Origin of the sequence: Embleya sp. NPDC127516, from assembly GCF_044765325.1 — a bacterium.
GTDB lineage: Bacteria > Actinomycetota > Actinomycetes > Streptomycetales > Streptomycetaceae > Embleya.
The window spans coordinates 40,037-61,537 of the sequence record NZ_JBIWJT010000035.1 but is presented as its reverse complement, the minus strand read 5'-3'; the positions used below and the strand labels follow the sequence as shown (position 1 = coordinate 61,537).

The following is a 21,501-nucleotide window of genomic DNA, read 5'->3' as shown; positions in this document are numbered from 1 at the left end:
GGGCCGGGCGGGCAGCGGGGTGCTGCCCGCAAGGGTGGGGGCGAGGTTGCCGAGTCCGTGGTGGAGTCGTTCGTGTTCTGGAGGGCGCCGAGGGCCCGGCCCGCCTTCGTCGGTGGCGTGGGGGTGGCCTGCTTCGACCGGGCCGGGGGGCTCGGGCCGGGGTCGGTCAGGGCTCGGATGTCGGGATCGGCGGGGTTCGCGGGTCGGGGGCCGTCGTGAGGGCGCTCAGGGCGCGGTCGCGTCTGCGCAGTGGGGTCGAGTGCTGCTGACGCGGGAAGCGGCGCAGTGTTTGGCGCATGCGGGTGCGGGCGTGCTCGACCTCGGTGGAGGCCAGGTGGGGGTACAGGTCGAGGAAGAGGTTCCAGTGGGTGCAGGCGGCTTCCAGGTGTCCCATGTCGGCGAGGGTTTCGGCGACGGTTGCCTCGGTGAGTGCGGTGGCTCGTCGGCTGGGCGGGGTGCGATGGCGTGCGGCCTGGAGCGAGGTGAGGGCGTTGGCGGGGTCACGGAGGGCTCGGAATGTTTGTCCGGTGCGGAAGTGGAGCGCTGCGGGGGTGTAGGTGGTGAACGCGCCGGGCGGGGCGGCCTGGGAGCGGTTGTGGTGGCGTTCGGCCGCGGCCAGGTCCGTTCGGGCGGGCCGTGCTCGTCCGGTGATGGCTGCGGTGTGTGCGCGTTGGGTGAGCAGGAACGCCATGACGGGGTGGTCGCTGGCGGAGCCGGCTCGGGTCACTGCCGCGTCGGCCAGTTCGAAGGCGTGGTCGTGGTGTCCCAGGCGCATGGCCTGGACGCTCATGGCGCGCAGGGTGATGGCGTGCATGCGGTCGTTCCCGGCTTCGTCGGCGAGGTCGAGGGAGGCCTCGAAGTACTTGCGGGCGAGCCCGGGATGGCCGGAGTCGGCCGTCATGTCGGCGAGCAGGTGGGCCAGTTGTGCGACGTCGACGAGCAGTTGTCTGCGTAGGTCGTTCGACGAGGAGGCGTCGGGCAGGTGGCCGGCGTCCTCGGCAAGGTAGAGGCCCAGCCAGGTTCGGACCCGTCGGCCGCCGTGGCGGGCGGCGAGGTCGGCGAACGACTGTGTCATCTCGCGTGTGGTGCGGGAATCGGCGGACGTGGCCCTGCGCCCGGAATCGAGCCGGACGAACGGCTTCGGGCGGGCCGCCGGTCCGGGGTGTTCCCGGGTCGGCCGGTGGGGATCGGTGGGGCTGAAGACGGCTCGGGCGGTCTCGGCGCGGCGGGCGGGGTCGACGTCGGCGCGACACAGGTCGGTCAGGCGCGCGGTCGCGCCCGGCCCGCGCGCCCGGTCCGCCATCAGCGGGGCGTGTGCGGGTGTGGGCACGAGGCCGGTCTCCTGTGGTGTGATCAGTCGGCCGCAGCGTCGGCTGAGGACGGAGGCGACCAGGGCGGGGACCGGGTGGCGTGGTCTGGATCCGCCGAGCCAGTGCGCGACGGTCGAGCGGTTGTATGTCAGGGTCACTCCGTGCGCGGCGCCCGCCGTGTTGACCTGGTGGGCGAGGGTTGCGGCGCTCCAGTTGGCCTCGGTCAGCAGCGCGGCGAGACGTACGTTGGGCTCGCGGTTCGACATGCCCACCCCCGGGGACGCCGGTATCCGGTTTGACCGAAGTGTTCCACTGGCGTGTTGCGGGCGCAATGGTCGTCACCGCCTGGGCGATGCGGGACGGGAAGGTTCGGACGTCTTTGCGTGGCGCGGCGGGCGTGGGGCCGGTTGCCGACTTTGCGTCGCCGTTCCCGCCGGCCTGTGCCCGGTCTCGGTGCCCGTCGCGCGTCGGACGCCTGCGGCGGCCCGGGGTCGGTCGAGTCGGCCCACCACCTACGGTGTCGCGAGTTTCTCCAGCATCCGTTGCTGATGGCGGTGGCCGATGGTCTCGTATCCGAGCACGGTGACGAAGGGGGCGAGCATGACGACGAGCAGGCACACCGCGATCGCGACGCCGGCCATGGAGAGCAGGACGGCCGCCAGGAGCACGAGAAGCGTGAGGGCGATCAGAAGCAGATGGAACCGGTCCGTCGAGGACAGCAGCAGGGTGTGCAGGAGGTAGACCATGGCCAGGTAGAGGCCGACGGGGACCGCCAGGGCCAGGACGACGGTGACGTCACCGAGTTCCGAGTGGTGTTCCAGGAAGAGGCCGGCCACGTGCAGCCCTGCGCCGGCGCCGGCGATCCCGATGAACAGGGGGATGTGTCCGTAGCCGAAGAGGTATCCGCGGTTGCGGCGGAGCACGAGGATGTCACCGAAGGGCGTGGCGAAGTACACCCACCACATGCCGAAGGTCAGTCCGACGCCGGCGATCACGACGGCGATCGCGTTCCCGCTCCAGTGTGTTCCGTCGGCTCCGCCGAGGAGTTCGCCGGAGGAGGCGACGGTGCCGACGACGCCCTCGCCCAGAACGATGATCGCGAGCAACCCGTACCGTTCGGTCACGTGGTGGGGATGCCACGGGGTCCCTCCCGCGCTGCCCTGGGTGAGCACCGGCAGCGCGAGCTCCAGCGTCCCGAGCACGACGAACGCGGCGAAGACGGCGGCGAGCGGCAGCGGGGCGAAGGCCACCACGATCCAGCCGAGTTGGACGATCACGGTCCAGCGGATGTTCGCCATGCCCACGGCCCTGAACGAGGAGGACTCCCGGGTGACGCGCCACCACTGCAGCACCATCGCGAACCGCATCACGACGTAGCCCAGCACCATGACGCGCAGTTCGAGGTGTCCGCCCTCGTCGACCGAGTGGAACATCGCGGGCAGGCCGAGGGAGAAGACGACGACCCCGATCATCTGCACCATCGTCAGTGCCCGGTAGAGCCAGTCGTCGGTAGCGAAGGCGGAGGCGAACCAGCTGAAACTGATCCAGGCGACGCTGATCGCGAACATCGCCATCACGAATGCGGCGACCGCCTGCGCGGCGTGTCGTTCGGCGAGCATCTCGGCGTACTGGGATGCGGCGGTGCCGACGGCGACCACGAAGGTGAGGTCGAACAGGAGTTCCAGCGGTGAGGAGACCCGCCCGTGTTCCTGTGGGTCGCGACCGGTCATGGGAGTCAGTCGTCGCGGCCGTGCGCGCTCGGCGGCGTCGCCGGTGTGCTGGGGAGCATTCATGGCACCATCGTTTCCGAGACCGCCCCTCCACGGGCCCGCGCCGCACCGGGCGCACACGCGCAACCGCCGAGGACCTCGAGAACGCGCCGATCCGGTGAGCCGGACGCGAGCGGCCACCGGCGCGAAGCTCGATCGGGACATCGTGGAGAGCGAACGGCGAACCGTGCACATGGCCGCGTACGACTCGTTCGTCGAGGCCCGGCCGAGGTTCGCGACGGCGAGGACCGGTAGGACGACCGGTCCCACCGGGATCACCCCGGGAGCACCGGGCGCGACGGTGGTCCTTGCCGTCGCTCGCCTTCACGCCCACACGCGCGGTGGCGAGAGGTCAGCTGTTCTGCGGTGTGAACACGCCGCGGAAGCGCATCTTTCCGGAGACGAGCCGGTCGTACGCGTCGGTGGCCCGGTCGAGGGGGAACGTCTCGGTGATCGGCTTGACCTTGCCCTTGGCCGCCATGTCGAGCACCTCGCCGAGGTAGTGCTGCCCGCCGGGGGACGCGTGTGCCGAACCGCCGGCGCCGGTGCCGGCGGGTCGAGCCCCGGGGCGGGCACGGGTCACTCGAACGCTGTGGACCGGCGACCGGCCGCTCCGCTGCGGGTGTGCGTAACCGTGTGTCCGTAGCCTAGCGGGCTGCCGTGAGATGCCATGCCTGGTTCCCGGCCATGAAGGGCCGTGCGCCGTCGACCCAGGTGGCCATTCGGTCGCGCTCGGCGTGATCGAGGGCGTATCGCTCGGCGAGCGCGGGGAGTTGGGTGTCCGCGATGTTCTCGAAGACCCGCATGCGGACCGAGGCCAGGTCTTTGGCGATGAGCGCGGCACGATCATGGGATCTGCCCAGCAGGGTCGCCACCGACACGACGATAAGGCGAGGAGCCACAGGTACGGGCGTGGACCCAGGCCAGGGTCTGCGTCGGGGCGTCCGGTGCCGTCCACGAGGCCAGGGTCTCCTGCGAGATCGCGTGGAGGTCGGCGACGTCCGGCCAGACGATCCACTCGTCGGGGCCTTTCCGCCGGGGACTATTCCCATGGAGGTGGTTCACGGTGGCCCTCCGCGTCACAGGGCGTTCGGGGCCGACGTGATGGGTGACGGCGAGGTGATGCCCCAAGGGGGGCAGGACCGGGACGGTCATCAGGTCGACCGCGCTGTCACCGCCGACGGTGACGGTCCTGCCGGGATCCGCGTGGGCGGCATGGGCGGCATACCAGCCGGCGCCCAGCACGTCGGAGGCGGACGGCCAGGAGGGGATCAGCTCCGGGGCGGGCTGCGCTGGGGCGGCGACAAGGGTGCCGTGGGGATGCGGGCCGTCTCGGCCCGGATGCCGATCGTCTGCCTCGCCAGTTGCCCCTGTACGCAGCCGGATTGGTGGCCCGAGCAGCAGATCTCGCAGGTGTTGTCGAAGATGACGAACAACCCGACGACGAAGTCGCCGACCTCGACGCTCCCCACCGCGGGGCCGAGTTCCTCGGCCACGCCTGCGTAATCGTGGCCCTGGGTGCGTGGTCAACGGACTCGATCCTGCGGTAGGACCACAGGTCCGAACCGCAGACACAGGTCACGGCCGGCCGGACGACAGCGTCGGTCGGTTCGATGATCTTCGGATCGGGGCGGTCCTCCGTGCGGACGTCGCCGGGCGTGTGCACGATCACTCCGCACATGCCCACCTCTCCTCGCTTCGTGTGTGGTGCCCCGGGCCGGCCACGAGTGCCTCGTTCCGAGGGGACAACCGCAACGGGCGACCTGGACCGGACCGCACACGGGGGTCTGTCCGGTGCGCCCGGAGGGAACCGTCCGTTGCCGGGGCGGGGAATGAACGCGTTGAACGCTTGCGCGCTTGTGAACGGTCGTTGTGACGCAACCGCGTCCGTTCCCGGTCCGGTTGCCGCCCGACGTCGGAGCCCGTCCGTCGCCAACCGTTCGTGGCCCACACGACGGGGTGTTCGCTTTCGGGCCACCGGGCATGCCCGGCGTGGCGCGGCCGTCACAAATCACAACCAATCGTATGGTTTCCTCATGGAGGATCCACTGTCACTTGCATGCCTTGCCGGGTGGGACTCGCGAACCGCCCCACCCCGACCGCCGGACGACGTGCCCGCGTCGGAGGCCGAGACCCCGAGTGCGCCTCGCACCTGCGCCGAGCGCCGGCCCGGGGCGTTGCCGGTCGAGGCCGCACGGCATCGCCCGGGAGGGTAACGCCCGTCGGACTCGACCCCGCCGCGATGGAACACCCGGGTCGAACCCTGGGGGACGCGCAGGCCGTCCGCTCCCGCCGAGGCCTCCTCGGCCTCCGACCCCTTCCTGCGCAGCAGGCGTAGAGCAGGCCCGGACCCCGAACGTCCGGGCGAGAGCGCATCCCCGCGCACCGACCGCCGGCCCCGTCGATCCCAACGCCGGCCTCCCGACCGCACGCCCCCGGGACCGAGCCGCTGAGCCGGGCGCGAGTCCGCTGGTGCGCGGACCTCGCCGTGGCGGACAACCGCCTTGCCGTGACACCCCGAATCCGACGAATTGCATGCTCGCCGGTGGCATGCCCGGCAGGCGCCCTCGAGACCGCGATCGCCCCGGGTGCCCCGGTTGCTTAATCGGACACCGTGCCCCCGGTCCTCATTGGGTCGCTGCAGAACGACCCGCGGCGGCCGAGATCGAAGGTCCCGCCCCCGTGTACGCGCATCAACGTCGAACACGGCGGCGCCCGCCGCGAACACACCGGGCGAACCCGGCACGCGCTGCGCACCGGGTATGCCGACGTGTTCTCGTTCGAGACGTAGGAGCGCTTCTCCGCCCGTCCGGGACCCGAGCGTCGACCTCGGGCCGCGCCTTGCCCGCGTGAGGCAGAGCGTTGCCGCAACACGCCCTGGGCCTCCACCCGTTCGCCCCCGGCAGCTCCGGACCCGGGTGTGCGGGTCCCGAGCGGGCAGCCGGTCGGTCGGGTGGGCGGCGATCGGGCGGTCGGTCTCGGCGTCGGTCGGTAAAGCGGCGCGAACCCGCACGGCCACGGCGCCGGCCTGAAGGCCCCGCCGCGCGCTGCGCGCACGCCGCGCAGGTGTGCCGCCGGAATGTGCGGCCGCCGACCGCGACGCGCCGGCCGTTCCGCCCCCGCCCGGGGTGTTGAGCCGTGTCCGCCCGGCCGCCGGCTCCGGAGCAAACGAAGCCGCGTAGTTCACAAGCGCGCAAGCGTTCAACGCGTTCACTCCCCGCGCGGCCGGGCCGGGTTCCTTCCCGGATGTACCGGACAGGCGCCCTGGTGCGCAGACCGATCCCGGTCGGCCGTTGCAACCACTGCCCGGAAGGGTGGACGTGATGACCATGCGGACCGACACCCTCGCGGAGAAGGTCATCACCTCCGAGGCCCTGCGCGCGGCGCCCGTCGAGGAGAGGCGCCGGCGGCGTCCACCGACCGCGAGCGCGCTCTGTGCCCGTGCGCGCCCGAGCAGCCACACGCCCCAGGGAGGCGCAATGTGCAACATCCCGAGGTTGGTTGTCCTTCGCGATTGCCCCGCGGCCCTGGAAGGGGTCCGCAAGGCGGCCGCCTGCATCACCGTCGACACCGAGCGGGTCGTCGTCGCCCACGGCGGAAACAACGAACACTTCACCGCCACCGGGCGGGTCGAGTCCGTCGACGGCGTATCGGTACCGATCTACGCGTGGTCGTACACCACGGCCATCGCCGAATAACTATTCCTCAAGGAGCACTGGTGAAGCAGCCCAGTGAACAGCACCTGGCAGTGATCGGAGCCGGTTGTCGGCTGCCCGGGGGAGTCGACTCCCCGACTTCCTTCTGGCAACTCCTCGCCGACAAGCGGGACACCGTCCGGGAGGTCCCCGACGAGCGGTGGACGCAGGAGGAGATATCCGGGCTTCCGCCGGAGGTTGCCGCCCGGCTGAAGTGGGGCGCGTTCCTGGACGAGGACGTGTACGCCTACGATCCGGCGTTCTTCGGCATCAACGCCCACGAGGCCGACTGGGTCGACCCCCACCACCGGCTCCTCGCCGAGACGTTCTGGGTGGCGGCCGAGCACGCGGGCATCCCGCCGCGATCCCTGGCGGGCAAGCCGGTGGGAACGTACTTCGGCATCTACAACAAGGAATACCTCCTGCGCGCCCAGCGCCCGCTCGAGGAGATCGACGCCTACGCGATGAACAGCAGCCTGCACTCCATGGCCGCCGGCCGCATAGCGTTCCTCCTCGACCTGCAGGGCCCCCAGATGACCGTGGAAGCCGGCTGCTCCTCCGGGCTCGTGGCCGTGCACTCCGCCTGCCAGGGGCTCAAGAACGGGGACGCCGACATCGCGTTCGCCGGTGCCGGCGTCCTCATCCTCGGCCCCGAGGAGTCGGTGCCCCCCGCGCGCTGGTCGTTCTTCTCACCCACCGGCCACTGCAATTCCTTCGACGAGGCCGCCGACGGCTACGTACGCGGGGAAGGCTGTGTCGTCCTGGTCCTCAAGCGGTTATCCGACGCCGTTCGCGACGGCGACCGCATCCTGGGCGTGATCCGCAGTTCCGCGGTCAACCAGAACGGCGGCCGTTCCACCCGCCTGACCGCCCCCTCCAGCGACGCGCAGATCGACGTGTGTCGCCAGGCCCTGCTCGCCGCGGATGTCGCTCCCGCCGACATCGGCCTGGTGGAGGCGCACGGAACCGGCACCGAAGTGGGCGACCCGCTGGAGTTCCGCGCCCTCGCCCAGACCTACGGCGCCGGCACCGGAAACTGCGCTCTGGGATCGGTCAAGACGAACATCGGGCACACCGAACCGGTGGCCGGTCTCGCCGGACTCCTCAAGGCGCTCCTCGCCGTCAACCGGGGGCAGATCCCGCCGAACCTCCGTTTCCACCAATGGAATTCCGAGATCGACCCCGCGGGCTCCCGGTTCTTCGTCCCCACCGAAGTCACACCCTGGCCCGAGGCACACACCTCCCGCCTCGCCGCGGTCTCCTCCCTCAGCGTCACCGGGGCCAACGTCCACCTGATCGTCGAGCAGCCCCCGCCGGCCCCGGGCCGCCCCCGGCACGCCACGCCCGGATCCGACCCCGCGCGGCGCGAGAGCGCCGACCCCGAGCCGATGGCGTTCGTTCTCTCGGCGGCCACCCGTCCCGCGGTCGACATCGCGGCCCGCCGTCTCGCCGAATGGCTCACCGGCGACGGCGCCGACGTGCCCCTGGCGGACGTGGCCCACACCCTCGCCCTGCGACGCTCCCACCTGCGTGAGCGCACCGCCGTCGTCGCCCGCACCCGGCAGGAACTCGTCGACCGGCTCACCGCGGTCGCCGACGGCACCGTCGACACCGCGACGGCGACGGGCACCGCCACCTCCGACACCGACGACACCGACACGGTGTTCCTGTTCTCCGGACACGGCTCCCAGTGGGCCGGCATGTGCCGCGAACTGCTCGACCACGATCGCACGTTCACCCGGGTCATTGACCGGCTCGAGCCACTGGTCGCGGCCGAGTCCGGGTTCTCCCTGCGCGGGATCCTGGCCGGCACCGAACTCGTCGAGGGCATGGACCGGGTGCAGCCCACCCTCTTCGCCATCCAGGTCGCACTGTGCGCGATGTGGGCGGACCACGGCGTACGGCCGGCCGCGGTGATCGGGCACTCCATGGGAGAGGTGGCCGCGGCGGTGGTCGCCGGCGCCCTGTCCCCGGAAGAGGGAACCCGCGTCATCTGCCACCGCTCCCGGCTGAACCTGCGCGCCGCCGGCATCGGCCGCATGGCCTCCGTCGAACTGTCCCGCGCCGACGTCGAAGCCGCGATCGCCCGAAACCACGTCGAGGGCGTGAGCGTCGCCGTCGTCGCCTCCCCGCACACGACCGTGATCGGGGGAGACGCGGCCGCCGTCGAGGCCATGGTCCACACCTGGGAGAAGGAGGGCGTCGCGGCGACGTTCGTCAACGTCGACATCGCCGCGCACACCGCCCACATGGACCCGATCCTGGACGAGTTGCGTGCCGGCCTCACCGCGCTCGCACCGCAGTCGCCGACCGCCCGTTTCTACACCACCGTCCACGACGACGCTCGCGGCGAGGTACCGCTCGACGCGGACTACTGGACCGCCAACCAGCGCCGCCCCGTTCTCCTGGCCTCCGCGGTCCGGGCCGCCGTCGAGGACGGCCACCGACGCTTCCTGGAGATCAGTCCGCACCCCGTCCTGACCCACGCGGTGCACGCCACCGTCGATTCCCTGGGCCAGGATCGAGCCGAGGTATTCGCCTCGCTCCACCGCGACACCCACGACCCCACCGACTTCCTCGTCCAGGTCGCCTCCCTGCACTGCACGGGCCACCCGGTCGACTGGCACACCCGCTACGGAACGGGTGAACTCGCCGACGTGCCCGGGATGAGCTGGGAACGCACCCGGCACGTCATCGACCCCTCGCCCCTGCGCGACGCGACGCCACCGGCCGCCACCGGAGGCCACCCCCTGACCGGCCCCCACCTGGCCGACCCGGACGACACCCGGCGCCACCTGTGGCAGAAGACCCTCACCCGCACCACCCTGCCGTGGCTGGACGAACACCGCGTCAACGACGTCCCCGTCCTGCCCGGCGCCGCCTACACCGAGATGGCCATCGCCTGCGCCGGCGACGTGTTCGCCGCCGACCCGCACACCGTCGAAGTCCGCAACCTGGACCTTCACCGCATGCTGCCCCTGGGCGAGGAACGCGAGGTGACCGCGGTCGCAACGACCCTCGGGCCCGCGACGGCCGCGTGGGAACTGACCGCCCCCGACCCCGACGGCACCCCCAAGCCGTACGCGAACGCGGAACTGCACCACATCACCGATGCCCCGCCGCCGGAGACGGTCGACATCCCCGCTCTCCTGGCCGAGCCCGCCACCGACATCGAACCGGCCGAGCTGTACCGACGCATGAGGGAAGACCGCGGCATCACCCACGGACCGGCGTTCTGCGGCATCGAACGCCTGCGCCTGCTCCACGACCGGCCCACCCCCACCGCCCTGGCGGACGTGACACTGCCCCCGACCGGCCACGCCGGCACACGCTCCCTCCACCTCCACCCGATCCTCCTGGACATCTGTCTCCAAGCCGTGGGCAGCACCTGGCTGGCCTCCCGTGTCGTTCCACCCGGCGGGCTGCTCCCACGCCGCCTGGGACGGGTCAGGGTCCTGGGCGACACCACAGCCGCGGCCCACTGCCACGTCGAACTCACCGACAGCGGCGACCACTCCTGCACGGCCCGGTGCGTCCTGACCGACACCGCCGGAACCGTCCTCGCCGAAGCCGACTCCATCCGATGCGTCACCGTGCCCCTGCAAAGCCCCGAAGACGTCTTCGACCACCGCACCCTCGACGTGACCTGGCAGGAAGCCCCCCTCCCACCCGCCACGTCCGATACATCCGACACGCCCGCCACGGGATGGTGGAACCTGTGCCACGAGGCCGACCGCACAGCCGAGGCACGCGAGGTCAAGGCCGCCCTCCAGGCGCACGGAGCCCAGGCGGTCCTGCACCCCATGAGCGCCGACACCATCGCCGACCTGAACGAACCCGCACACGCCGTGGTGTACCTGCCCTCCCTCGACGACACCCCCGGTCCCGCGGCCCGTGCCCGCACCAACGTGCGGCACCTGATCCGCCTGGCCCAAGCCGTCATCGGCCGCGACGACGACCAGCCGCCGCCGCGACTGTGGGCCCTCACCCGCAACACCCAACACGTCCTGCCCGACGACACCCCCAACCTCGCCGGAGCCGGCCTGCGCGGCGCGCTGCGCGTCATGGCCCTGGAACACTCCGCCCTGCACCCCACCCACCTCGACGTCGACCAGGCAACCACCCCCCAGGAACTCGCGCGAGAACTCCTCGCCTGCCCCGAAACCGACGACGACATCGCCTACCGCGACCACACCCGCCACCTCGCCCACCTCACGCACAACCCCCTCGGGACCGACGACCGCATCCGACGCAGCGTCGACTGGACCCGCGACGGCGCGAGTCTGCTGCGCGGACGGACCAAGACCCTCGACGGCCTGCACCTGGAAGCACTCGCCCCCCAGCCGCCCGGCCCCGGAGAAATCCAGGTCCAACTGCACTCCACCAGCCTGAACTTCGTCAACGTCCTCAAGGCCGTCGGCACCTTCGACCAACTGCACGCCGACACCGACATCGCCCAACCGGCGGTCTTCGACGGAGCCGGCACCGTCACCGCAGTCGGCCCCGACGTCCGAAACCCCGCCGTCGGAGACCTGGTCGCCGTGCCCGTGTGCTGGTCCAACGACGACGGCACACTGATGTGTTCGCGCGCCACCGTGCGCGCCGACTGGGCGATCCCCCTGGCCCGACAGCAGGACCTCGACCACGCCGCCGGCCTCCCGATCGCCTACCTCACGTCCTGGTACGGGCTGCGTCACCTCGGGCACCTCGGCGAAGGCGACCGGGTGTTGATCCACTCCGCGACCGGCGGCGTCGGACTCGCCGCGCTCAACGTCGCTCGTCTCCTGGGGGCGGAAGTCCTGGCCACCGCCGGAACGGAAGCCAAACGCGAATACCTGCGCTCTCTCGGCGTCCACCACGTGATGGACTCCCGCAGCCTCGACTTCGCCGAGCAGGTCCGCCACGCCACCGCCGGACAAGGCGTCGACGTCGTCCTCAACTCCCTCACCGGCCCCGCCCAGGCCGCAGGCCTGGATCTCCTCGCCCGCGAAGGCAGGTTCATCGAGATCGGCAAGCGCGACATCTACGAGAACACCCGCCTGGGGCTGCTCCCGTTCCGCCGCAACATCACCTTCAGCAGCGTGGACATCGCGCTGCTCATGCAAAAGGCCCCCGACCTCATCGGCACCCTCACCCAAGAGATCGCCCACGAGTACACCACCGGAGCCCTCCCGCCCCTGCCGATGGAACTCGCCCCCGTATCCGAGGCATCCGCCGTCTTCCAGACCATGGCCGCCGCCCGCCACATCGGCAACCTCGGCCTCACCTGGCCCACCGACCAAAGCACCGACCTGCCCGTCACCCCCCGGGACGTCCGTCCCGTCCAGCCCCGAAGCTGCTACCTGATCACCGGAGGCCTGGGAGGCCTGGGCCTGGACGTGGCGACCTGGCTGGCAGGACAAGGAGCACAGGCCATCATCCTGGGCGGCCGCTCCGAACCCAACGAACGCGCCACACAGGTCATCGAGGAACTCACCACCCAGGGCGTGCGCGTCATCGTCGTCCTCGGCGACATCGCCGACCCGCGGACCGCCACCCGCTTCGTCACCGCCGCCGAGTCCACCGGCCTCCCGCTGCGCGGCATCGTCCACGGCGCCGCCGTCGTCGAGGACGCCATCCTCGACAACGTCGACACCCCCCAACTCGAACGGGTCTGGAACTCCAAGGCCCTGGGAGCCTGGCACCTCCACGAGGCGACCAGGACCACACCCCCGGACTGGTGGATCTCCTTCACCTCCGTCGCCGCCGTCATCGGCCAACCCGGACAGACCTGCTACGCCGCGGCGAACTCGTGGCTGGACGAGTTCACCTCGTGGCGGCGCGCCCACGACCTGCCCGCCACCAGCATCGTCTGGGGACCCTGGGGCGAACACGGGCGCGCCGTCCACCTCGAATCCCTCGGCTACACCCTGATCACCCCCGCCGAGGGCATCGACGCGATGGAGAAGATCCTCACCCGCTCCTCCCGCGCCCGCATCATCCACGCGCCCCCCGACCTCGAACTGCGCCTGGGCCTGCACCCGGACGCGGCCCACCTCGCCTACTACGCGGCGATGCCCGCCACCGACGACGCCACCGAGGACACCGGCACGTTCCTCACCGAATGGGCCGCCTGCACCGACCCCGCCGGACGCGCACGACTACTGCACGAGCGGATCGCGGACCACACCGCGGCCGTCCTGCGGTGTTCCCCGGACACCGTCGACGCCCACACCCCGTTCGTCGAGCTGGGACTGGACTCGCTCCTGGCGATCCAGCTCCGCAACCACATCGCCCACGAGTTCCACGTCGAACTGCCCACCTCGATCCTGTGGACGCACCCCACGCCCGCCGCCCTCGCCGAACTCCTCACCGACCGCCTGCCCCCGATCGAAAGCGGGAACTGAACGATGGACACCGCCCACGTCGTGATCGTCGGCGCCGGCCCGTGCGGCCTGGCCACCGCGGCCCAACTCCTGCGCCGCGGAATCCGGGTGAGGCTCTTCGAAGCATCCTCCGCGCCGTCCCAGGGCTCCAAGGCCATCATGCTCTGGCCCCCCGCCCAAGCGGTCCTGGACGACCTGGAGGTGCTGGACGCGGCCCGCGCCCTCGCCCACCGACCCGACCACCTCGACTACTTCGGCGACCACGGCCGCCTCGCGCGCATCCCGCTGACCCCCGAGCAGTCCCCCCTCGTCCTGCCCCAAGCCCGCACGGACGCCCTCCTCGAACAAGCCGTGGACAAAGCGGGGGGCACCGTGGAACGGGGACGACGGCTGATCGCCCTGACCCAGACGAGCGACACGATCGAAGTCGTCGTACGCGACGACGCGGGCCGGGAGGAACACCTGCGCACGCAGTGGCTCGTCGGCGCCGACGGAGTACACAGCACGGTACGCGAACTGCTCGGCATCACCTTCCCCGGCAACGCCCTACCCATCCGGTTCGCGCTGGCCGAAGGCCGACTCAACGGCGACTGCGTGCCCACCGCGCCGACCTACTACTTCACCTCGCGCGGGGGCCTGGTCATCGTTCCGCTTCCGGACGGCTGCGTCAGGGTCTCCGGAAGCACCCACGAGGGCCAGGAAGCCACCGAACACCTCATCCAGGAAATGCTGGACACCCGCGGCCCCGAAGGCCTGCGGATGGACCGCTTCCAGGGGCTCACCACCTTCAGCTCGGCCGAGCGCGTCGTCGAGCGCATGAGGATCGGGCGCGTCCTGCTCGTGGGGGACGCGGCCCACACCCACTCCGCGGTCGGCGGGCAGGGCCTGAACCTGGGCCTGCAGGACGTCCGCAACCTGGCCTGGAAGCTCGCCGGCGTCATCACCGGCAGGCTCGACGACGCGATCCTGGACACCTACGGCCCCGAACGCATCGCCGCGGCACGACAGATCATCAAGACCACCGGCGTCCTGACCCGCGTCGCTCTCGCTCCGCCGCCCTGGAGCGGCCTGCGCAACGCCGTGCTCAACATCGCGCACAGAAGCCGCCGAGCCCTCGCCTGGTATGCCGCCAGGGTGGCGGGGCAGCGCATCCGCTTCCCCGCGACACCACTGGGCTGCCCGTCGGGATCCCGCGGCACGGGACTGCCGGCACCCCACTGGGCGACACCGCCCGCCGGCAGCACGCCCGACCGGCTCCTGCTGGTCACCTCCGGCCCCACCGACCACCCCCTGCACCAGGCCGCCGACGCCGCGGCCGAGCGCCACGCCCCCCTCGTCGGCCACCACCACGTTCCCCGTCGACGCCCCGAGTTCCTCCTGGTCCGCCCCGACGGATACGTCGCGGCACGCGGAACCGCGAAGGACCTCCACCGCGCCGAACGGCTTCTCGCCGCCATCAACCCTGCCGTAAAGAACTGAGAGGACCGACATGTCGCACCAAAACGCATTCGACGAACACGCGAACACCTACCGCAAGTGGGCCACCTCGATCGCCGACGGCGACGTGGAGGCGTACGCCTCCTGCTGGGCCCCGGACGCGGTGGCGGAAGACGTCGCCATGGGCATGGTGACCCGCGGGGTCCACGACATCCGTGAAGCGGCCATCCGCTGGTTCCAGGCCATAGGCGACCAGAAGATCACCATCCTCGCGCAGTTGGAAGGCGACGGACACTCCGCCGTCATGTGGGAGCTGACCGCGGTGGTCCGCGGCGTCTTCGCCGAACTCAGCCCGAACTCGCAGCCGGGCAGCCGCTTCACCAAGCAGGGCATGAGCGCCTTCCGCTTCGACGACCAGGCCCGATTCGTCTGGGAAAGGTCCCACTGGGACCGGGCCGGCGTTCTCCGCCAGATCGAGGCGCCCCATGACCAGTGAGACTCCCGCATCCCGCACCGCGGCATCCGTCGGCTTCATCGGCCTCGGCATCCTGGGCACCGCCATCGCGCAGCGACTGGCCGCCTCCAAACGGCTGGACACCGTATGGAACAGGACACCGGGACGCTCGAGCGGCCTGACCGCCGAGGGAGTACGCGAAGCAGCCGATCCCGCGGCCCTCATGGGCGAGACCACCGTAACCATCCTCTGCGTCAGCGACGCAAACGCCGTTCGAGAAGTGACCTTCGGCCCCGGCGGACTCGCGGAAGGCGCCGGACCGGACAAGATCGTGGTCGACCACTCCAGCATCTCCCCGGACAGCACCCGGGACATCGCCGCCCGCCTGGCCGCCGAGACCGGCGCGCACTGGATCGACGCGCCGGTCTCGGGAGGCCCCCAGGGGGCCGCAGCCGGAGCTCTCACCGTCCTGGCCGGCGGCAGCCGAGACGACTTCGAACGCGTGGAACCCCTCCTCGCCCCGTACGCGGGCCGACGCTCCCTCGTCGGCCCCACCGGGGCCGGACAGGCGGCGAAACTGTGCAACCAAGTCATCGTGGCAGCCACCTCCTGGGGCCTGGCCGAGGCCACCCTCCTGGCCACGGCCGCGGGCATCGACCCGGCCCGCCTGCCCGAATACCTCGAAGGCGGCTTCGCCGACTCCCCGCTCCTGCACGTCTTCCAACCACTCCTGACGCCGGGCAACATCGCCTCCTTCGGTTCGCGCGACCACCTGCTCAAGGACCTCGACGCCGCCTTGGAACTGGCACGCGGCGCCAACTGCCCCATGCCCGCCACCGCGCATGCGGCCGAACTCCTGCGCACCGCGCGCCAGTGGTCCCCTCCTCTGCGCACCGGCGGAATCTTCGACTTCCTCAACGGGCCGCCACCCGACGCAGGCCGTCCCGACGACGACTGAGCGCGCCGACGCCCCTCACGGCAAAGGACCGACCCCGCCCGCCGGCGAGGACCGTCACCGAATCGCACAACCACAGCCCCGACACCCGAACCGAACAGACCGACGGAGACCCTGTGATGGACGATTCCCGCCCACTCGGCACCGACAAGCCCGCGACCGTGGACCTTCGCCCTCACGCCGACGCGCTCATCCACGCCCCCCACACCGTCTACGCCCCGCTCCTCGAGCAAGGACCCGTCCACTGGGCCATCCAGCCCGACGGCACCCGGACCTGGCTCGTCCTGGGCTACCCCGAGGCCAAGGCGGCACTGGCCCACCCCGCCTTGTCGAGCAACCCCGTCCACGCCACACCGGAATGGCGTTCCCACTACCTCGGAGACCCCGACACCACCGAATTCCCCCACGGCCGCAACATGCTCAACTCCGACCCGCCCGAGCACACCCGGCTCCGCAAACCCACCACCCAGGCATTCACCCCTCGCCGCATCGAAACCCTGCGCCCGACGGTCGAAGAACACACCGCCCGCCTGCTCCGCGCCCTTTCCCCGCAGGACCCGTTCGACCTGATCGACGAGTTCGCGGCCCCCCTCACGCTCGTCATGATCTGCGACGTTCTCGGAGTCCCCGAACTCGACCACGGACGCATCCGCGAATGGGCCGACCGCGTCAGCTTCCCCGCCGTCCCCGAGGACGCCATCCGCGCCCGGCAGGATCTGATCCCCTACTTCGACCAACTGATCGGCAACAAGCGCGCATGCCCGGGCGGCGGACTCTTCGACGCCCTCCTGCGCACCGCCGACGGCGACCTGCTCTCCCACGACGAACTCCGCGCGACCGCGTTCCTGTTACTCCTCGCCGGACACGAGACCACCATCAGCCTCCTCTCCAACGCCGTCCTCCATCTCCTCACCCACCCCGACCAACTCGCCCTCCTGCGGCGGAATCCGGACCTCGTCGACCAGGCCATCGACGAAACCCTGCGGTTGACACCGCCGGCGCCCAGCCCCTTTCCCCGATTCGCCCGCGAAGACCTCACCCTCGGCCACACGAGCATCCCCGGGGACGGCAGCCAGGTGCAGATCGTCATCGCCAGCGCCCACCGCGACCCCCGCCAATTCCCCAACCCCGACGCCTTCGACATCCACCGCCCCACCGACTACCTCCTGGCGTTCGGACACGGCATCCACAGCTGCCCCGGAAGGTCCCTGGCCCACCTGGAGGCAACGATCGCCATCCCCGCCCTCCTGGAGCACTTCCCGAACCTGGAACTGGCCGCCGCTCCCGACGCCCTCGACTGGCGCACCGGCCCCCTGCTCCGGGCCCTCACCCACCTGCCGTGCACGGCAGGTGCGAGCAATGCACACCCCGCTGCGGCATCAACCCGCAACCACTGACCCGATCCGGCCGCACGGCCCCGCCGGCAGCGAGGACCAAGGACAGCGGACACCGGAATTCCGGAGCCGGAGCACCCGGATGCCGCAGCCTCCGGGTGCTCCGGGCCCGACCGAGACGACGACCGGATACCGCACCGCATCCCCGGAAGAAGAAAGGAAACCCCGACATGGAACAACGATTCATGCCCAAAGCGCATCGACTCTGCCTCTGGATGGGTCCGGTGATGATCGCCACCTATCTCATCGGTTTCGTCCCCCTGGCGGACTTCTTTCCACCGCCCAATCCCAACTGGACATCGGCACATCTGACCGCCTGGATCGTCGAGCACCGCCTCGGGGTGCAACTCGCGTGCGTTCTCATGATGCTCGGTGCGGCGCTGATCGCACCGTGGGCAGCCGCGTTGGCGATATGGACCCGGAAGACCGAAAGCCGGTTCCCCGTGCTCTACGCCACCCAGCTCATCGCACTCGGTTGTGGCGTGTGCATCCTCATGCTCGTCAACATCTTCTGGGCCGCCGCCGCGTACCGCGCGGGCGAGACATCTCCCGAGGTCACCCAAGCACTATGGGACACGGGATGGTTCCTGTTCCTGTTCTCCATCCCGCCGTTCATCGTCTGGTTCGTCTCGCTGGCGCTGGGTGTTCTCTGGAACCCCCCGGAGCATCAGCTCTATCCGCGCTGGGCCGCCTACATGACGCTCGCGCTGTGTCTGAGCTGGATCACGGACCTGGCCATCGTCTTCTTCAAGACCGGTCAGTGGACGTATACCGGGTTCGCCGGACTGTGGCTCATCTTCGGCTCCTTCTCCGTGTGGGTGCACGTGATGACGTATCTCGGCCTCAAGGCTGTGTCCCGCCAGGAGCAGATGTGCCGACAGGAAATCGCCGCAAGTACGGACCACGCCCCAAGGGTCACGGTGCCCTGAGTGCGCGAAACCCACATCGGCACCGACGCCGGCGTCGGATCGCGGACCACAAGCGAGGAAGGGCAAAAAGTCATGCGCCACGCAGAGAAGAGCAAGTACACCACCGCGGAGGACAGCGAGGAGACCCGCATTCCGCATCGGCAACCCGACTCCGACCACCCGACCCCGTGGATTCCCGGAGAGTTGGGCATCTGGGTGTTCGTCTTCACGGACCTCCTGATGTTCAGCACCTACTTCGGACTGGTGATGTACGAACGGGGAAACCACCGGCAGGCCTTCTCGGACGGCCGTGCCCAGATGCTCACCGGCCTAGGCCTCGCCAACACTTTCCTCCTGCTCACGGCGTCCCTTTTCATCGCCCTGGCAGTCCCCGCCGTGCGGGAGTCGGCAGGAAGGAGGGCACGCGGCCTCCTGCTGGGCGCGGGAAGCTGCGGAGCGCTCTTCATAGTGAACAAAGGGATCGAATGGGGCACCGAAGCCGCCCGCGGCCACACCCCGGAATCAAGCATCTTCTTCCAGATGTACTACATCCTCACAGGCGTCCATCTCCTTCACGTAGTCATCGCGATGGTCGTGATCGTCCTCATGTGGCGTCGGGCCGCGCTCATTCACGAGACACCGCATGCACAACAGCTTCGCTTCTTCGAAAACGGGGCCACGTTCTGGCACTTGACCGACGCACTCTGGATAGTCCTGTTCACCCTCTTCTACCTGGTCCGGTGAGAGATGAATACCGTCGATACCGATACCGATACCGATACCGCACGCACGCGGAGCTCCCGAGTGGTCGTCGTGGCCTGGGCAGTACTGGTGGCGCTCACCACGCTGTCATGGAAACTGGCCGGCGACGGCCATGCCGGCCTGGGCGCCGAGGCGAGTGCCGTCGTCCTACTCGTTCTCGCCTTCGGCAAAGTCCTGATCGTGGGCTACGTCTTCATGGAACTCCGCTGGGCACCACGCACCCTGCACGTTCTCTTCTCCTGCTGGTGCGCGGCGATCTGCGCGACGCTCGTCGTCCTCCACGGACTGTGACGTCGGCAGCCTTCCACCACCTGTGTCGGCTGCCCCGCCGATCACCGCCCGATTCCCCGGGCCCCGGGGAGTCGGAAGCGGCCGGATCCGCCGGGCGCCGCCCCACCGCCGGCCGACGTGCCGATCCACCCCCGCCTGAACGTCGTCGGCACCCAGACACGGCCGACGACCGGCACGTCGTGCGGAACCACCACATCCCGACGGCTCGACGAAACAGACAGGGCGAGAAGCATCCATGAATGTCCGCGCGCACATCGACGCCGTCCACGCGCAGATCCGCCGACGCGATCCCGGGGAGGCGGAGTTCCACCAGGCGGTTACCGAGGTCCTCTCCTCCCTCGCACCGGCGCTGGAACGGCACCCGGAGTACGTGGACACCGGAATCGTCGAGCGACTGTGCGAACCAGAGAGGCAATTGACCTTCCGGGTCCCGTGGGTCGACGACGACGGCGCCGTGCGGGTCAGCCGCGGCTTCCGGATAGAGTTCAGCAGCGCCCTCGGCCCGTACAAGGGAGGCCTGCGGTTCCACCCGAGTGTCAATCTCGGCATCGTGAAGTTCCTCGGGTTCGAGCAGATCTTCAAGAACGCGCTGACCGGCATGGCCATCGGCGGCGGCAAGGGGGGCGCGGACTTCGCCCCCCGGGGTCGCTCCGACGGCGAGGTAATGCGGTTCTGCCAGTCCTTCATGACCGAACTCCACCGCCACGTGGGCGAGCAAACCGACGTGCCGGCCGGCGACATCGGTGTGGGCGCCCGTGAAATCGGATACCTCTTCGGCCAGTACAAGCGAATCACCAATCGCTTCGAGGCGGGCGTCCTGACCGGAAAGCCGGTGGCCTGGTGCGGTTCCCCCGCCCGCGCCGAGGCCACCGGCTACGGGACGGTCTACTTCGCGCAGGAGATGCTCGCCACCCGAGGCCACGGCTTCGACGGGCGCCGCGTGGTGGTCTCCGGCTGCGGCAACGTCGCGATCCACGCCATCGAGAAGTCCCACGCGCTGGGCGGACGCGTCGTCGCCTGCTCCGATTCCTCGGGTTACGTCGTCGACGAGGACGGCATCGACGTGGAACTCCTGAAGGAGGTCAAGGAGGTGCGGCGCGCCCGCGTTGCCGCCTACGCGCAGTCGAAGCCGACCGCCCGCTTCTCGGCCCGGGGCACCGTGTACGGCCTGCCCTGCGACATCGCCCTGCCATGTGCGACCCAGAACGAGTTGGACCGTGAGGATGCCGTCGCACTGGTGAAGAACGGCGTACTCGCCGTCGCCGAGGGCGCGAACATGCCCTGCACTCCCGAGGCGGTCCGACTGTTCCACGAGGCCGGGGTGCTGTTCGGCCCGGGTAAGGCGGCCAACGCGGGCGGAGTCGCCACCTCGGCGCTGGAGATGCAGCAGAACGCCGCGCGAGAGCAGTGGTCGTTCGAACAGACCGAGAGCCGCCTCGCCGACATCATGCGCACCGTGCACTCCCAGTGCCGCGAAACCGCCGAGGACTACGGCGGCACACCGGACGACTACGTACTCGGCGCCAACATCGCGGGCTTCCTACGGGTCGCGGACGCCATGTCGGCCCAGGGCGTCGTTTGACGAACTCGTGCGAGGTCGACCGGGCGCGTGGCGGACGGTGGCCCTACCACCGGGTTGCCAGCCGGATGACTGGGAGACGGTGTGCACTGGGAGAAAGTCGCCGGCTACCAGCGGGGTCGGTGCCATGCGGTGCGCGGGGCCGGCCTCGGTGCGGGCGAGACGGGCGGGGCGGTGGACGGCGAGGTAGCCGCCGGATCGGTTGCCGGACCCGACGGAGGCAACCCTGTGCCGGGTGCCTACGGCCGCCAGGAGGGGAGCACGGCCCAGTCGGTCATCGCCGAATTGCTGTCGGGGTGCCTCGGACAGCGCCGTTGGACGCAGCTGGTGTAGTGCTCGCCTCAGTCGCCGTCCGGTTTCTGGCAGGCCGGCAGTCAGTCCACCGGCCGTGCGAGAGCCGGGTCATGGGCGGGGAACGGCGTGCTGCCGATGACGCCGACGCCGGGCTGAACCGTTCATTCCACTGACCGCCCCGGTTTGCTCACTCATGAGCGGTCCACAAGTCTTGATCCCATGGGCGAAAGACCGGATGAACGGGTACATGCGGCAATGGCCGCCGGAGTCGAGTTCGGGGATGACGGG

At 70.4% G+C, this 21,501-nt stretch carries 15 protein-coding genes; 10 read left to right on the top strand and 5 right to left on the bottom strand.

Annotated elements, in window-relative coordinates; translation table 11 throughout:
* Nucleotides 1–166: 166 nt before the first annotated feature.
* From ACIRL2_RS42440 to ACIRL2_RS42420, 5 genes are all read right to left on the bottom strand, one after another.
* Nucleotides 167–1,576 carry a tol-pal system YbgF family protein gene (locus ACIRL2_RS42440; protein ID WP_402239775.1) on the bottom strand — a complete coding sequence of 470 codons (1,410 nt, stop codon included), beginning with the start codon at nt 1,574–1,576 and terminating at the stop codon, nt 167–169.
* Between the two features lie 246 nt (nt 1,577–1,822).
* Nucleotides 1,823–3,103 carry a low temperature requirement protein A gene (locus tag ACIRL2_RS42435; RefSeq protein WP_402239772.1) on the bottom strand — a complete coding sequence of 427 codons (1,281 nt, stop codon included), beginning with the start codon at nt 3,101–3,103 and terminating at the stop codon, nt 1,823–1,825.
* Nucleotides 3,104–3,431: 328 nt separating this feature from the next.
* Complete coding sequence (locus ACIRL2_RS42430; protein ID WP_402239770.1) at nt 3,432–3,662, bottom strand: zinc-binding dehydrogenase; 231 nt, start codon at nt 3,660–3,662, stop codon at nt 3,432–3,434.
* Nucleotides 3,663–3,726: 64 nt separating this feature from the next.
* A complete protein-coding gene (locus ACIRL2_RS42425; RefSeq protein ID WP_402239767.1) occupies nt 3,727–3,954 on the bottom strand; it encodes a hypothetical protein in 228 nt (75 codons plus the stop codon).
* A gap of 396 nt (nt 3,955–4,350) precedes the next feature.
* Complete coding sequence (locus ACIRL2_RS42420) at nt 4,351–4,575, bottom strand: hypothetical protein (protein ID WP_402239765.1); 225 nt, start codon at nt 4,573–4,575, stop codon at nt 4,351–4,353.
* 1,827 nt (nt 4,576–6,402) lie between these two features.
* Between ACIRL2_RS42420 and ACIRL2_RS42415 the strand changes: the two genes are divergently transcribed.
* The 10 genes from ACIRL2_RS42415 (at nt 6,403) to gdhA (ending at nt 20,922) form a co-directional block, all read left to right on the top strand.
* Nucleotides 6,403–6,777, top strand: a complete 375-nt coding sequence (locus ACIRL2_RS42415; RefSeq protein WP_402239763.1) for a DUF5988 family protein — start codon at nt 6,403–6,405, stop codon at nt 6,775–6,777.
* Nucleotides 6,778–6,797: 20 nt separating this feature from the next.
* Nucleotides 6,798–13,160, top strand: coding sequence for an SDR family NAD(P)-dependent oxidoreductase (locus ACIRL2_RS42410; RefSeq protein ID WP_402239762.1), 6,363 nt, complete (start codon nt 6,798–6,800; stop codon nt 13,158–13,160).
* Between the two features lie 3 nt (nt 13,161–13,163).
* Nucleotides 13,164–14,618 carry an FAD-dependent oxidoreductase gene (locus ACIRL2_RS42405; protein ID WP_402239760.1) on the top strand — a complete coding sequence of 485 codons (1,455 nt, stop codon included), beginning with the start codon at nt 13,164–13,166 and terminating at the stop codon, nt 14,616–14,618.
* A 10-nt stretch (nt 14,619–14,628) separates the two neighbouring features.
* Nucleotides 14,629–15,072: an ester cyclase gene (locus tag ACIRL2_RS42400; RefSeq protein WP_402239758.1), complete on the top strand. Its 444-nt coding sequence runs from the start codon at nt 14,629–14,631 to the stop codon at nt 15,070–15,072.
* Complete coding sequence (locus tag ACIRL2_RS42395; RefSeq protein ID WP_402239755.1) at nt 15,062–15,988, top strand: NAD(P)-dependent oxidoreductase; 927 nt, start codon at nt 15,062–15,064, stop codon at nt 15,986–15,988. Before ACIRL2_RS42400 ends, ACIRL2_RS42395 begins: the two co-directional genes overlap by 11 nt.
* A gap of 116 nt (nt 15,989–16,104) precedes the next feature.
* Nucleotides 16,105–17,382 carry a cytochrome P450 gene (locus ACIRL2_RS42390; RefSeq protein ID WP_402239752.1) on the top strand — a complete coding sequence of 426 codons (1,278 nt, stop codon included), beginning with the start codon at nt 16,105–16,107 and terminating at the stop codon, nt 17,380–17,382.
* Nucleotides 17,383–17,549: 167 nt separating this feature from the next.
* Nucleotides 17,550–18,308, top strand: coding sequence for a hypothetical protein (locus ACIRL2_RS42385; RefSeq protein WP_402239749.1), 759 nt, complete (start codon nt 17,550–17,552; stop codon nt 18,306–18,308).
* Nucleotides 18,309–19,031, top strand: a complete 723-nt coding sequence (locus tag ACIRL2_RS42380) for a cytochrome c oxidase subunit 3 (RefSeq protein ID WP_402239747.1) — start codon at nt 18,309–18,311, stop codon at nt 19,029–19,031.
* A 69-nt stretch (nt 19,032–19,100) separates the two neighbouring features.
* Nucleotides 19,101–19,340: a cytochrome C oxidase subunit IV family protein gene (locus tag ACIRL2_RS42375; RefSeq protein ID WP_402239746.1), complete on the top strand. Its 240-nt coding sequence runs from the start codon at nt 19,101–19,103 to the stop codon at nt 19,338–19,340.
* Between the two features lie 235 nt (nt 19,341–19,575).
* The gene (gene gdhA / locus ACIRL2_RS42370) at nt 19,576–20,922 is read left to right on the top strand and encodes an NADP-specific glutamate dehydrogenase (RefSeq protein ID WP_402239743.1); all 1,347 of its coding nucleotides are present in this window, start codon (nt 19,576–19,578) and stop codon (nt 20,920–20,922) included.
* Nucleotides 20,923–21,501 lie beyond the last annotated feature (579 nt).

Coding starts and splice junctions, on each gene's coding strand:
- ACIRL2_RS42440 (WP_402239775.1), bottom strand. CDS start 1,576: ATGTCGAACCGCGAGCCCAACGTACGTCTCGCCGCGCTGCTGACCGAG.
- ACIRL2_RS42435 (WP_402239772.1), bottom strand. CDS start 3,103: ATGAATGCTCCCCAGCACACCGGCGACGCCGCCGAGCGCGCACGGCCG.
- ACIRL2_RS42415 (WP_402239763.1), top strand. CDS start 6,403: ATGACCATGCGGACCGACACCCTCGCGGAGAAGGTCATCACCTCCGAG.
- ACIRL2_RS42405 (WP_402239760.1), top strand. CDS start 13,164: ATGGACACCGCCCACGTCGTGATCGTCGGCGCCGGCCCGTGCGGCCTG.
- ACIRL2_RS42400 (WP_402239758.1), top strand. CDS start 14,629: ATGTCGCACCAAAACGCATTCGACGAACACGCGAACACCTACCGCAAG.
- ACIRL2_RS42395 (WP_402239755.1), top strand. CDS start 15,062: ATGACCAGTGAGACTCCCGCATCCCGCACCGCGGCATCCGTCGGCTTC.
- ACIRL2_RS42390 (WP_402239752.1), top strand. CDS start 16,105: ATGGACGATTCCCGCCCACTCGGCACCGACAAGCCCGCGACCGTGGAC.
- ACIRL2_RS42385 (WP_402239749.1), top strand. CDS start 17,550: ATGGAACAACGATTCATGCCCAAAGCGCATCGACTCTGCCTCTGGATG.
- gdhA (WP_402239743.1), top strand. CDS start 19,576: ATGAATGTCCGCGCGCACATCGACGCCGTCCACGCGCAGATCCGCCGA.